The organism is Cognatilysobacter segetis, assembly GCF_004359965.1.
Lineage (GTDB): Bacteria > Pseudomonadota > Gammaproteobacteria > Xanthomonadales > Xanthomonadaceae > Cognatilysobacter > Cognatilysobacter segetis.
Window position 1 is genome coordinate 1 of sequence record NZ_SMRQ01000060.1, and the last position, 14079, is coordinate 14079.

The 14079-nt window shown below is 65.7% G+C and carries 8 protein-coding genes and 1 pseudogene; all 9 read left to right on the forward strand.

Annotation, left to right across the window (positions count from 1 at the left end; translation table 11 throughout):
* Positions 1–309: pseudogene (locus tag E4F61_RS11870) on the forward strand (50S ribosomal protein L1); the annotation flags it as partial.
* A 320-nt stretch (positions 310–629) separates the two neighbouring features.
* A complete protein-coding gene (gene rplJ / locus E4F61_RS11875) occupies positions 630–1160 on the forward strand; it encodes a 50S ribosomal protein L10 (RefSeq protein ID WP_133479875.1) in 531 nt (176 codons plus the stop codon).
* Between the two features lie 58 nt (positions 1161–1218).
* Entirely contained in the window at positions 1219–1587 is a 369-nt protein-coding gene (gene rplL / locus E4F61_RS11880) for a 50S ribosomal protein L7/L12 (RefSeq protein WP_133479876.1), read from the forward strand.
* 360 nt (positions 1588–1947) lie between these two features.
* Positions 1948–6099, forward strand: a complete 4152-nt coding sequence (gene rpoB, locus E4F61_RS11885) for a DNA-directed RNA polymerase subunit beta (RefSeq protein WP_133479877.1) — start codon at positions 1948–1950, stop codon at positions 6097–6099.
* Between the two features lie 92 nt (positions 6100–6191).
* On the forward strand, positions 6192–10415 hold the full coding sequence (gene rpoC / locus E4F61_RS11890; protein WP_133479878.1) for a DNA-directed RNA polymerase subunit beta': 4224 nt from the start codon (positions 6192–6194) through the stop codon (positions 10413–10415).
* A gap of 300 nt (positions 10416–10715) precedes the next feature.
* Positions 10716–11090, forward strand: a complete 375-nt coding sequence (rpsL, locus tag E4F61_RS11895) for a 30S ribosomal protein S12 (protein WP_133479879.1) — start codon at positions 10716–10718, stop codon at positions 11088–11090.
* 48 nt (positions 11091–11138) lie between these two features.
* Positions 11139–11606 (forward strand): 30S ribosomal protein S7, encoded by a 468-nt coding sequence (gene rpsG, locus E4F61_RS11900; protein WP_133479880.1) that lies wholly within the window; start codon positions 11139–11141, stop codon positions 11604–11606.
* 111 nt (positions 11607–11717) lie between these two features.
* On the forward strand, positions 11718–13808 hold the full coding sequence (gene fusA, locus E4F61_RS11905; RefSeq protein ID WP_133479881.1) for an elongation factor G: 2091 nt from the start codon (positions 11718–11720) through the stop codon (positions 13806–13808).
* Between the two features lie 65 nt (positions 13809–13873).
* Positions 13874–14079: GTP-binding protein (locus E4F61_RS11910; RefSeq protein WP_238382910.1), on the forward strand; the 206-nt coding region annotated here is incomplete at its 3' end.

A 14079-nucleotide genomic window follows, 5' to 3' on the forward strand; every position in this document is an offset into this window, starting at 1 on the left:
CTCGGCCCGCGCGGCCTGATGCCGAACCCGAAGGTCGGCACCGTCTCGCCGAACCCGGCTGAAGCGGTCAAGAACGCCAAGGGCGGCCAGGTCCGTTACCGCACCGATAAGGCGGGTATCATTCACTGCACGATCGGCAAGGCCGATTTCGACGGCGACAAGCTCAAGGAAAACCTGACGGCGCTGCTGCTGGACCTGATCAAGGCCAAGCCGGCGACCTCGAAGGGCCAGTACCTGCAGAAGGTGGCGATCAGCTCGACCATGGGTCCGGGCGTGATCGTCGACCAGGCGTCGCTGGCGCTGAAGTAAGCAGTTCAAGGCCGGTGGCGTTTGCCGCCGGCCGACTCTTTTGAAGGCGCTGCCGCTCCGGCGGCAGTGACCGTCAAAGACCGCAGGTGCGGTCGGCGCCGACCGGCGACGGGCAAGGGAAGCTCAACACGGCAAGGAATCGCCGTCGGTCGAAGCGGGATCGCTTAATCCACCGCCTGCGTAGATGGTGCCCTTCTGGAAATTCGTTTCTGGACGGCCACCACCGGGATGCCCCTCGCGGTATCCCCGGTGCCACGGACTGGCGCCGCCCCGTCCCGCGACGGCGACTGCCGCTCGCGGAGTTCAATTGGAGGAGTGCAATGGCTCTCAATCTGTCCCAGAAGCAGGAAGTCGTCGCGGAGCTGGCGGACATCGCCGGCAAGGCGCACTCCCTGGTCGCGGCCGAGTACGCGGGCACCACGGTCAGTCAGATGACCGAGATGCGCAAGAAGGCTCGCGAAACGGGTGTGTACCTCAAGGTCGTCAAGAACACGCTGGCCTCGCGCGCCGTTGAAGGCACCGAGTTCGCCTGCGTCAAGGACGCCCTGGTCGGTCCGCTGCTGTACGCGTTCTCGCTCGAGGAGCCCGGCGCCGCCGGTCGCCTGATCAAAGATGCGTCCAAGGGCAACGACAAGCTCAAGGCCAAGATCGTCTCGGTGGAAGGCAAGCTGCTGCCGGCCGCCCACGTCGACGTCCTGGCCTCGCTGCCGACCCGCGATCAGGCGCTGGCGATGCTCGCCCGCGTGCTGGCCGAGCCGGCCGCGATGTTCGCGCGTGCCGTCAAGGCCGTGGCCGACCAGCAGGGTGGCGGCGACGCCGCGCCGGCCGAGGCTGCCGCGGAAACCGCGTGATCGTCGACGTTCTTTCCTGAATCCGCTTTAGAAACCAATTTCCGAAAGGTATATCCAAATGTCCGTTACCAACGAGCAGATCGTCGACGCCATCGCCACCAAGTCGCTGATGGAAGTCATGGACCTCGTCAAGGCGATCGAAGAGAAGTTCGGCGTCTCCGCCGCTGCCCCGGTCATGGCCGCGGGCCCGGCTGCCGCCGCCGCTCCGGTCGAAGAGCAGACCGAGTTCAACGTCATCCTGAAGTCGGCCGGCGAGAAGAAGGTCGAGGTCATCAAGGCCGTTCGCGCCATCACGGGCCTGGGCCTGAAGGAAGCGAAGGACCTGACCGAGGCCGGTGGCGTCGTGAAGGAAGGCGCTTCGAAGGAAGACGCCGAGAAGATGAAGAAGGACCTGGAAGCTGCCGGCGCGACCGTCGAGGTCAAGTAAGCAGCTTTGCGTCGCCGGATTCCATCGGCGACCCACTGAAGGCTGGGGGCAATTGCCCCCGGCCTTTGGTCGTTGTAGACGGACCCGGTTTTTCGGAACGTTCCGGCCGGCCCGTTGTCCAACGCCGCACCGTGCGGCGAGGCATCGAGAGCCCTTCCGTTCCCCGGTTCCCGTGGCAAAGAAAACCAACCGAGTTGGTAGTTGGAAGCAGCTTCAGAAGGCGTGCAGGTGCCGGCAATACCTGCGGCTTCCAACTGACAGTTCATCCCCTTACGGGGTTGACGGATCGAGAGTCCGAACCATCACAACGCGACGGATCCCCGATCCCCGATCCCCGCTCCAAGAGAGGCGGCAGTTCCCATGACGACGTACTCGTTCACCGAGAAAAAGCGCATCCGCAAGGATTTCGGCAAGCGCCGCGCGATCCTCGAGGTCCCCTTCCTGCTCGCCATCCAGGTCGACTCGTACCGCGAGTTCCTGCAGGAGAACACCGATCCCGCCAAGCGCGAGGATCGCGGCCTGCACGCCGCGCTGAAGTCGGTCTTCCCGATCGCCAGCTACAGCGGCAATGCGGCCCTGGAATACGTCGGCTACAAGCTCGGCGAGCCGGCGTTCGACGAGCGCGAGTGCCGCACGCGCGGCATGAGCTACGGCGCGCCGCTCCGCGTGACCGTTCGCCTGGTGATCTACGACCGCGAGTCGTCGACCAAGGCGATCAAGTACGTGAAGGAGCAGGAGGTCTACATGGGCGAGATCCCGCTCATGACCGAGAACGGCACCTTCATCGTCAACGGCACCGAGCGCGTCATCGTCTCGCAGCTGCACCGCTCGCCGGGCGTCTTCTTCGACCACGACCGTGGCAAGACGCACAGCTCGGGCAAGCTGCTGTACAGCGCCCGCATCATCCCCTACCGCGGTTCGTGGCTGGACTTCGAGTTCGACCCGAAGGACGCGGTTTTCTGCCGTATCGACCGTCGCCGCAAGCTGCCGGTGACGATCCTGCTGCGCGCCCTCGGCTACAACAACGAGGAGATGCTGAAGCAGTTCTTCGACATCAACACCTTCCACATCCTCCCCGAGGGCGTGCAGCTGGAGCTGGTGCCGGAGCGTCTGCGCGGTGAAACGCTCGACTTCGACCTCACCGACGGCGACAAGGTCATCGTCGAGGCCGGTCGCCGCGTGACCGCGCGCCACGTCCGCCAGCTCGAGCAGGCGGGCATCTCCGCGCTCGCCGTGCCGGACAGCTACCTGGTCGGCCGCATCCTCTCGCACGACGTCGTCGATCCGAAGACGGGCGAGCTGCTGGCGAACGCGAACGAGGAGATCAACGACGGTCACCTCGAGGCGCTGCGCAAGGCCGGCATCGCGCAGATCGGCACGCTGTGGGTCAATGACCTCGATCGCGGTCCGTACATCTCGAACACGCTGCGCATCGACCCGACCAAGACGCAGCTCGAAGCGCTGGTCGAGATCTACCGCATGATGCGTCCGGGCGAGCCGCCGACCAAGGACGCCGCGCAGAACCTGTTCCACAACCTGTTCTTCACCTTCGAGCGCTACGACCTCTCGGGCGTGGGCCGGATGAAGTTCAACCGCCGCCTGGGTCGCAAGGAGACCGAGGGCGCGTCGGTGCTGTATGACGCGAAGTACTTCCAGGACCGCAAGGACGAGGAGTCCGGCCGCCTGCGCGGCCTGTTCGGCCAGACGTCCGACATCCTCGACGTCATCCGCGTGCTGACGGAAATCCGCAACGGCCGCGGCGTCGTCGACGACATCGACCACCTGGGCAACCGTCGCGTGCGTTCGGTCGGCGAAATGGCGGAGAACACCTTCCGTGTCGGCCTGGTGCGCGTCGAGCGTGCGGTCAAGGAGCGCCTGTCGATGGCGGAGTCCGAAGGCCTCACGCCGCAGGAGCTCATCAACGCCAAGCCCGTCGCCGCCGCGATCAAGGAGTTCTTCGGCTCCTCGCAGCTGTCGCAGTTCATGGACCAGAACAACCCGCTGTCGGAAGTCACGCACAAGCGTCGCGTGTCGGCCCTCGGCCCGGGCGGCCTGACCCGCGAGCGCGCCGGCTTCGAAGTCCGCGACGTGCACCCGACCCACTACGGCCGCGTCTGCACCATCGAGACGCCGGAAGGCCCGAACATCGGCCTGATCAACTCGCTCGCCGTGTTCGCGCGCACCAACCAGTACGGCTTCCTCGAGACGCCGTACCGCAAGGTCGTGGACGGCAAGGTCACCGATGACGTCGAGTTCCTGTCGGCGATCGAGGAGAACGAGTACGTCATCGCCCAGGCCAACGCGCCGCAGGACGAGAACGGCAACATGACCGCGCAGTTCGTGGCCTGCCGCTACCAGGGCGAGTCGCTGCTGAAGGCCCCGAGCGAGGTCCACTTCATGGACGTCTCGCCGATGCAGACGGTGTCGGTCGCGGCGGCGCTCGTGCCGTTCCTCGAGCACGACGACGCCAACCGCGCGCTCATGGGCGCCAACATGCAGCGTCAGGCGGTGCCGACGCTGCGCGCGCAGAAGCCGCTCGTGGGCACGGGCATCGAGCGCGCCGTGGCGCGCGACTCGGGCGTGACCGTCAACGCGCGCCGCGGTGGCGTGATCGAGGCGATCGACGCCGCGCGCATCGTGGTCAAGGTCAACGAGGACGAGGTCAACGAAGGCCTGGACGCCGGCGTCGACATCTACAACCTGATCAAGTACACCCGTTCGAACCAGAACACCTGCATCAACCAGCGCCCGCTGGTGAAGGTCGGTGATCGCATCGAGCGCGGCGACGTGCTGGCCGACGGTCCCTCGACCGACATCGGCGAACTCGCGCTGGGCCAGAACATGCTGGTCGCGTTCATGCCGTGGACCGGCTACAACTTCGAGGACTCGATCCTGCTCTCCGAGCGCGTGGTCGAGGAGGATCGCTACACGACGATCCACATCGAAGAGCTCACCGTCCAGGCGCGCGACACCACGCTCGGACCGGAGGAAATCACCGCCGACATCCCGAACGTGTCCGAGCAGGCGCTCGGCCGCCTCGACGAGTCGGGCGTGGTCTACATCGGCGCGGAAGTGCGTGCAGGCGACATCCTCGTCGGCAAGGTCACGCCCAAGGGCGAGAGCCAGCTGACGCCGGAAGAGAAGCTGCTCCGCGCGATCTTCGGCGAGAAGGCCTCCGACGTTAAGGACAGCTCGCTGCGCGTGCCGCCGGGCATGGACGGCGTCGTCATCGACGTCCAGGTCTTCACCCGCGACGGCATCGAAAAGGACAAGCGCGCGCGCCAGATCGAGGAGAACGAGATCCGTCGCGTCAAGAAGGACTTCGACGACCAGTTCCGCATCCTCGAGGCGGCGATCTACGACCGCCTGCGCGGCCAGCTGCTGGGCAAGGTGGCGAACGGCGGTGCCGGCCTGAAGAAGGGCGACACGGTCACCTCGCTGGTGCTCGACAGCCTGTCCAAGAAGGACTGGTTCACGCTGCGCATGAAGGACGAGGACGCGGTCGAGGCGATCGAGCGCGCCCAGAAGCAGATCGACGAGTACCAGAAGGAGTTCGAGCGTCGCTTCGCCGACAAGCGTTCGAAGATCACGCAGGGCGACGACCTCGCCCCGGGCGTGCTCAAGATGGTCAAGGTCTTCCTCGCCGTTAAGCGCCGCATCCAGCCGGGCGACAAGATGGCCGGCCGCCACGGCAACAAGGGTGTCGTGTCGACGATCGTGCCGGTCGAGGACATGCCGTACACCGCCAGCGGCGAGACGGTCGACATCGTGCTCAACCCGCTCGGCGTGCCGTCGCGAATGAACATCGGCCAGATCCTCGAGGTTCACCTCGGCTGGGCGGCGAAGGGCCTGGGCAAGAAGATCGATCGCATGCTGCAGGCGCAGAACGCGGTGACCGAGCTTCGCAAGTTCCTCGGCGACATCTACAACCACGACACGAGCGTGGTGGGCGAGCGCGTCGACCTGTCGCAGTTCACCGACGAGGAGCTGATCCGCCTCGCCAAGAACCTGACCGACGGCGTGCCGATGGCGACGCCGGTGTTCGACGGCGCGGCCGAGTTCGAGATCAAGCGCATGCTCGAGCTCGCCGAGCTGCCGTCCAGCGGCCAGATTGCGTTGCACGATGGTCGTACGGGCGAGGCGTTCGAACGCCCGGTCACGATCGGCTACATGCACATGCTGAAGCTGAACCACCTGGTCGACGACAAGATGCACGCGCGTTCGACCGGCCCGTACTCGCTCGTCACCCAGCAGCCGCTGGGCGGCAAGGCGCAGTTCGGCGGCCAGCGCTTCGGCGAGATGGAAGTCTGGGCGCTGGAAGCCTACGGCGCGGCCTACACCCTGCAGGAAATGCTGACGGTGAAGTCCGACGACGTGCAGGGCCGCAACCAGATGTACAAGAACATCGTCGACGGCGACTACGAGATGGTCGCGGGCATGCCGGAGTCCTTCAACGTTCTCGTGAGGGAAATCCGCTCGCTGGCGATCAACATGGAGCTCGAAGAGACCTGAGAACGGAACGCCGTCTCCCGCGCGCGCGAAGGCGCGCCGGGTGACGGGAAGCACCCACGTTCTCGATGAACTTCGCTCCCCTGGAGACTGAAATGAAAGACCTGCTCAATCTGTTCAACCAGCAGCGCACGACGATCGACTTCGACGCGATCAAGATCGGCCTGGCCTCGCCGGACCTGATCCGCTCGTGGTCCTACGGCGAGGTCAAGAAGCCGGAGACGATCAACTACCGCACGTTCAAGCCCGAGCGTGACGGCCTGTTCTGCTCGGCGATCTTCGGCCCGATCAAGGACTACGAGTGCCTGTGCGGCAAGTACAAGCGCATGAAGCACCGCGGCGTGGTCTGCGAGAAGTGCGGCACCGAAGTCACGCTGGCCAAGGTGCGCCGCGAGCGCATGGGCCACATCGACCTCGCCTCGCCGGTCGCGCACATCTGGTTCCTGAAGTCGCTTCCGTCGCGCATCGGCCTGATGCTCGACATGACCCTGCGCGACATCGAGCGGATCCTGTACTTCGAAGCCTTCGTGGTGACGGAGCCGGGCCTGACGCCGATGGAACGCGGCCAGCTGCTCACCGAGGAACAGTTCCTCCAGGCGCGCCAGGAGCACGGCGACGACTTCGACGCCGCGATGGGCGCCGAGGCGGTCTACGAGCTGCTGCGCACGATCGACCTGCAAACCGAGATGGTGCAGCTGCGCGAGGACATCGCGAGCACGGGCTCGGAGACCAAGCTCAAGCGCCTCACCAAGCGCATCAAACTGATCGAGGCCTTCATCGACTCGGGCAACCGCCCGGAGTGGATGGTCATGACCGTGCTGCCGGTGCTGCCGCCGGACCTGCGCCCGCTGGTCCCGCTGGACGGTGGCCGCTTCGCGACGTCGGACCTCAACGACCTGTACCGCCGCGTCATCAACCGCAACAACCGACTGCGCCGCCTGCTCGAACTCAATGCGCCCGACATCATCGTGCGCAACGAGAAGCGCATGCTGCAGGAGTCGGTGGATGCGCTGATGGACAACGGCCGTCGCGGCCGCGCCATCACCGGCACCAACAAGCGCCCGCTCAAGTCGCTCGCCGACATGATCAAGGGCAAGCAGGGTCGCTTCCGCCAGAACCTGCTCGGCAAGCGCGTCGACTACTCGGGCCGTTCGGTCATCGTGGTCGGCCCGACGCTGCGCCTGCACGAGTGCGGCCTGCCGAAGAAGATGGCGCTCGAGCTGTTCAAGCCGTTCATCTTCTCCAAGCTGCAGCGCCGTGGCCTCGCCACTACGATCAAGGCGGCGAAGAAGCTTGTAGAGCGCGAAGAGGCGCAGGTGTGGGACATCCTCGAGGAGGTCATCCGCGAGCATCCCGTGCTGCTGAACCGCGCGCCGACGCTGCACCGTCTCGGCATCCAGGCGTTCGAGCCGGTCCTCATCGAAGGCAAGGCGATCCAGCTGCATCCGCTCGTGTGTACGGCGTTCAACGCCGACTTCGACGGTGACCAGATGGCCGTCCACGTGCCGCTCTCGCTGGAAGCCCAGCTGGAAGCGCGCGCGCTGATGATGGCGTCGAACAACATCCTGTCGCCGGCGAACGGCGAGCCGATCATCGTGCCGTCGCAGGACGTCGTGCTCGGCCTGTACTACATGACCCGTGCCCTGGTGAACAAGAAGGGCGAGGGCATGGCGTTCGCGAACGTCGCCGAGGTCAAGCGCGCGTACGACAACCGCGTCGTCGAGCTGCACGCCAAGGTCAAGGTCCGCATCACCGAAACCGTGGAAGCCGAGGACGGCACGCGCTCGAAGCGCACGTCGATCGTCGACACCACGGTCGGTCGCGCCCTGCTGCAGGAAATCCTGCCGGAAGGCCTGCCGTTCGAGCTCGCCAACACCGAGCTGACCAAGAAGAACATCTCGCGCCTGATCAATAGCTGCTACCGCCAGCTGGGCCTCAAGGACACGGTCATCTTCGCCGACCAGCTGATGTACACCGGCTTCGCGTACGCCACGCGCGCCGGCGTGTCGATCGGCATCGACGACATGATCATCCCCGACGAGAAGAAGGGCATCCTCGACGAGGCGGAAGCCGAAGTCCTGGAGATCCAGGAGCAGTACCAGTCGGGCCTGGTCACCGCCGGCGAGCGCTACAACAAGGTCGTCGACATCTGGTCGCGCACGAACGAGCGCGTGGCCAAGGCGATGATGGACGCGATCGGCACGGAAACCGTCGAAGGCTCGGACGGCAAGCCGGTCGCGCAGAAGTCGATGAACTCGATCTACATCATGGCCGACTCGGGCGCGCGTGGTTCGCAGGCCCAGATCCGCCAGCTCGCCGGTATGCGCGGCCTGATGGCCAAGCCGGACGGCTCGATCATCGAGACGCCGATCACCGCGAACTTCCGCGAAGGCCTGAACGTCCTCCAGTACTTCATCTCGACCCACGGTGCACGTAAGGGTCTCGCGGATACCGCGCTGAAGACGGCGAACTCGGGTTACCTGACGCGTCGTCTGGTCGACGTCGCGCAGGACGTGGTGATCACCGAAACCGACTGCGGCACGCTCGAGGGTCTGATGATGACCCCGATCGTCGAAGGCGGCGACGTGGTCGAGCCGCTGAAGGAGCGCGTGCTGGGCCGCGTCGTGGCCGAGGACGTGTTCCTGCCGGGCAACGACGAGGATCCGATCGTCACGCGCAACACGCTGCTCGACGAGGCCTGGGTCGCCAAGCTCGAAGAGGCCAGCGTCCAGTCGATCAAGGTGCGTTCGACCATCACCTGCGAAACGCCGTTCGGCGTCTGCGCGTTCTGCTATGGCCGCGATCTCGGCCGCGGCCACCTCGTCAATCACGGCGAGGCGGTGGGTGTCGTCGCGGCGCAGTCGATCGGCGAGCCGGGCACGCAGCTGACGATGCGTACGTTCCACATCGGTGGTGCGGCATCGCGTGCGGCGGCGATCGACAATGTCACCGTGAAGACGACAGGCACGATCAAGTTCAACAACCTCAAGCACGTCGAGCACGCCAACGGCCATCTGGTCGCGGTGTCGCGTTCGGGCGAACTGTCGGTCCTCGATGCGCACGGCCGCGAGCGCGAGCGCTACAAGCTGCCGTACGGTGCGACCATCACGGTGCGTGACGGCGCGGAGATCAAGGCCGGCCAGCAGGTCGCGAACTGGGATCCGCATAACCACCCGATCGTGTCGGAAGTCGCCGGCTTCATGCGCTTCATCGACTTCATCGATGGCGTGACGGTTATCCAGAAGACCGACGAGCTGACCGGCCTCGCCTCGAGCGAGATCACCGATCCGAAGCGTCGCGGTACGCAGGCGAAGGATCTGCGTCCGCTCGTGCGCATCGTCGACGCGAACGGCAAGGACCTGCAGATCCCGGGTACGGACCTGCCGGCCCAGTACATGCTGCCGCCGCGCTCGATCGTGAACCTGCAGGACGGCGCGCCGGTGGGCGTGGGCGACGTGGTCGCCAAGATCCCGCAGGAAGCGTCGAAGACCCGCGACATCACCGGCGGTCTGCCGCGCGTGGCCGACCTGTTCGAGGCGCGCAAGCCGAAGGACCCGGCGATCCTCGCCGAGCGTTCGGGCATCGTCTCGTTCGGCAAGGACACCAAGGGCAAGCAGCGCCTGATCATCAAGGACGCCGACGGTGGCGAGCACGAAGAGCTGATCCCGAAGTACCGCCAGATCATCGTGTTCGAAGGCGAGCACGTGGAGAAGGGCGAGACCGTCGTGGATGGCGAGCCGAACCCGCAGGACATCCTGCGCCTGCTCGGCGTCGAGCCGCTGGCCGTCTACCTCACCAAGGAAATCCAGGACGTCTACCGCCTGCAGGGCGTCAAGATCAACGACAAGCACATCGAGGTGATCGTTCGCCAGATGCTGCGCAAGGTCGAGATCGCCGACGCGGGCGACAGCAAGTTCCTGGCCGGCGAGCAGGTCGAGCGTCAGCGCCTGATCGAGGAGAACCAGCGCCTGTCCTCGCGCAACGAAATCCTGGCGAAGTACGAGCCCGTGCTGCTCGGCATCACCAAGGCCTCGCTGGCGACCGAGTCGTTCATCTCGGCGGCGTCGTTCCAGGAGACCACCCGCGTCCTGACCGAGGCGGCCGTCCGCGGCACCCGCGACACGCTGCGCGGCCTCAAGGAGAACGTGATCGTCGGTCGCCTGATCCCGGCCGGCACCGGTCTGGCGTACCACAGCCAGCGCCGCAAGACCGCCTCGGGCCTGACGGACCAGGAGTTCGAGACGCTCTCCGCGCCGGTCGCGGCCGTCGAGGAGGCGCCCGCCGCCGCCGAAGCGGCCGAGGGTGGCGAGGAAGAGTGATCGCAGGGGCCGGCTTGCCCACGGGCGGGCCGGCCCTGCTATACTCCCCGAGCTAAGCAATATCCGGGCGGCCCCAGGGCAGCCCCAGATCACCAAATGAGGCCACAGGACGTGCCTCGTATTGGACCCAGGGCAGGGTGGGATCTTCGCGGTGCGCACGCCTTATGGCGCCTGTTGCATCGCACGAGTCGAGCCCGCGACCGGTTCATCCGGACGCGGGCTAGGCTTTTTCGTCTTGGCTGGTCCCTCGGGGCTGGCCTTCCGTTTTCCACGGGCCCCGGCCCAAACGAAGAGCTCCAGATGGCGACCATCAATCAGCTGGTGCGCAAGCCGCGCAACCCTGAAACCTACAAGAGCACGTCCCCCGCGCTGCAGAACTGCCCGCAGCGCCGTGGCGTCTGTACGCGCGTCTACACCACGACCCCGAAGAAGCCGAACTCGGCGCTCCGCAAGGTCGCCAAGGTGCGCCTCACCAATGGCTACGAGGTCATCTCGTACATCGGCGGCGAAGGCCACAACCTGCAGGAGCACTCGGTCGTGCTGATTCGCGGCGGTCGCGTCAAGGACCTGCCGGGCGTCCGCTACCACACCGTGCGTGGCTCGCTCGACGCCGCCGGCGTCACCAAGCGTCGCCAGAGCCGCTCCAAGTACGGCGCGAAGCGTCCGAAGTCCTGATTTCGACAGGCGCACCGCGCCGTCGCCTGATACGAGAGGTACACGCCAATGTCGCGTAAAGGTTCCACCCCGCAGCGCTCGGTCCTGCCCGATCCCAAGCATGGGAGCGATACGATCGCCCGCTTCATCAATATGGTCATGAAGTCCGGCAAGAAGTCGATCGCTGAAAAGATCGTCTACGGCGCCATGGACGTCATCGGCGAGAAGAATCCGAACGCGCTCGAGCTGGTCGAGAAGGCGCTGACGAACGTCGCACCGGCCGTCGAGGTCAAGAGCCGCCGCGTCGGCGGCGCGACCTACCAGGTGCCGGTCGAAGTCCGTGCGGCGCGCCGTTCGGCGCTTGCCATGCGCTGGCTGATCGACTCCGCCCGCAAGCGCGGCGAGAACTCGATGCCGCGCAAGCTCGCGGCCGAGCTGATGGACGCTTCGGAGAACCGCGGCGGCGCCATCAAGAAGCGCGAAGAGACGCATCGCATGGCCGAGGCCAACAAGGCCTTCGCGCACTACCGCTGGTGATCTAGCGCCTAGCGCTGAAAAGGAGCGGCCGTGGCCGCTCCTCCAACCGGAGGCCGCCTTCCAGGGCGGCGTCCGGCCATTTGAGAATCCGAAAACTTACGAGAGGGTCCCGTGGCTCGCACCACTCCCATCGAGCGTTACCGCAACTTCGGCATCATGGCCCACATCGATGCCGGCAAGACGACCACGACCGAACGCGTCCTGTTCTACACCGGCGTCAACCACAAGATCGGCGAAGTGCACGAAGGTGCCGCGACGATGGACTGGATGGAGCAGGAGCAGGAGCGCGGCATCACGATCACGTCGGCAGCAACGACGTGCTTCTGGTCGGGCATGGACCGCAACTTCCCCGAGCACCGCTTCAACATCATCGACACCCCCGGCCACGTCGACTTCACGATCGAAGTCGAGCGTTCGCTGCGCGTGCTCGACGGTGCGGTGTTCGTGCTGTGCGCCGTCGGCGGCGTGCAGCCGCAGTCGGAGACCGTGTGGCGCCAGGCGAACAAGTACGCCGTGCCGCGCATGGCGTTCGTCAACAAGATGGACCGCACCGGCGCGAACTTCGACAAGGTCGTCGAGCAACTGAAGAGCCGCCTCGGCGCCTACGCCGTGCCGATGCAGGTGCCGATCGGTGCCGAAGAGAACTTCGAAGGCGTGATCGACCTCGTCAAGATGAAGGCGATCGCGTGGGACGTCGCCTCGCAGGGTACGAAGTTCGAGTACGTCGAGATGCCGACGCACCTGAAGGACAAGGCCGAAGCGGCCCGCGCCTTCATGGTCGAAGCCGCCGCCGAGGCGTCCGAAGAGCTGATGGACAAGTACCTCAACGACGGTGAGCTGTCGGAAGCCGAGATCATCGCCGGCATCCGCGAGCGCACGCTGCGCACGGAGATCGTGCCCGTGTTCTGCGGTACCGCGTTCAAGAACAAGGGCGTCCAGGCGATGCTCGACGCGGTCATCCAGCTGCTGCCGTCGCCGATCGACCGTCCGCCGGTCCAGGGTATCGACGAGGACGAGAAGGAAGACAGCCGCAAGGCGTCGGACACCGACCCGTTCTCGGCGCTCGCGTTCAAGATCATGACGGACCCGTACGTCGGTTCGCTGACGTTCTTCCGCGTGTATTCGGGCGTGCTCAATGCCGGCGACGCGGTGTTCAACCCCGTCAAGAGCCGCAAGGAGCGCGTGGGCCGCATCCTGCAGATGCACGCCAACCAGCGCGAGGAGATCAAGGAAGTGCGCGCGGGCGACATCGCCGCGGCCGTCGGCCTGAAGGACGTCACCACCGGTGACACCCTCTGCGCGCAGGACGCCGTGATCACGCTCGAGCGCATGGTCTTCCCGGAGCCCGTCATCTCGATGGCGGTGGAGCCCAAGTCGAAGGCCGACCAGGAAAAGATGGGCATCGCCCTGGGCCGCCTGGCGCAGGAAGATCCCTCGTTCCGCGTGCGCACCGACGAGGAATCCGGCCAGACCATCATCTCGGGCATGGGCGAGCTGCACCTCGACATCCTCGTGGACCGCATGAAGCGCGAGTTCAACGTGGAAGCGAACGTCGGCAAGCCGCAGGTCGCCTACCGCGAGACCATCCGCAAGGCGGTCAAGGCCGAAGGCAAGTTCGTGCGCCAGTCGGGCGGTAAGGGTCAGTTCGGCCACGTGTGGCTGGAGATCTCGCCGAACGAGCAGGGCAAGGGCTACGAGTTCGAGAACGCCATCGTCGGCGGCGTCGTGCCGAAGGAGTACATCCCGGCGGTCGACAAGGGCATCCAGGAAGCGGTGGCCAACGGCATCATGGCCGGCTACCCGATCGTGGACGTCAAGGTCCGGCTGGTCGACGGCTCGTACCACGAGGTCGACTCGTCCGAAATGGCGTTCAAGATCGCCGGCTCGATGGGCTTCAAGGAAGGCTTCAACAAGGCCTCGCCGGTCCTGCTCGAGCCGATCATGAAGGTCGAGATCGTCACGCCCGAGGATTACCTCGGTGACGTGATGGGCGACGTGAGCCGTCGTCGCGGCATCCTGCAGGGCCAGGACGACAGCCCGTCGGGCAAGATCATCAACGCGATGATCCCGCTGGGCGAGATGTTCGGCTACGCGACGACGCTGCGTTCGATGTCGCAGGGCCGCGCCACGTTCACGATGGAATTCGACCACTACGCCGAGGCGCCGAACAACATCGCCGAAGCCGTGGTCAAGAAGAACTGACGAAAACCAAATGCCCCGGGTGACGAGCCCGGGGCTCCGGATCAACTGAAACCGAGGTAATTGCAATGGCGAAGGGTAAGTTCGAGCGCACCAAGCCCCACGTGAACGTGGGCACGATCGGTCACGTGGACCACGGCAAGACGACGCTGACGGCGGCGCTGACGAAGGTGGGTGCCGAGCGTTTCGGTGGTGAGTTCAAGGCGTACGACCAGATCGACGCGGCGCCGGAAGAGAAGGCGCGCGGCATCACGATCTCGACGGCGCACGTGGA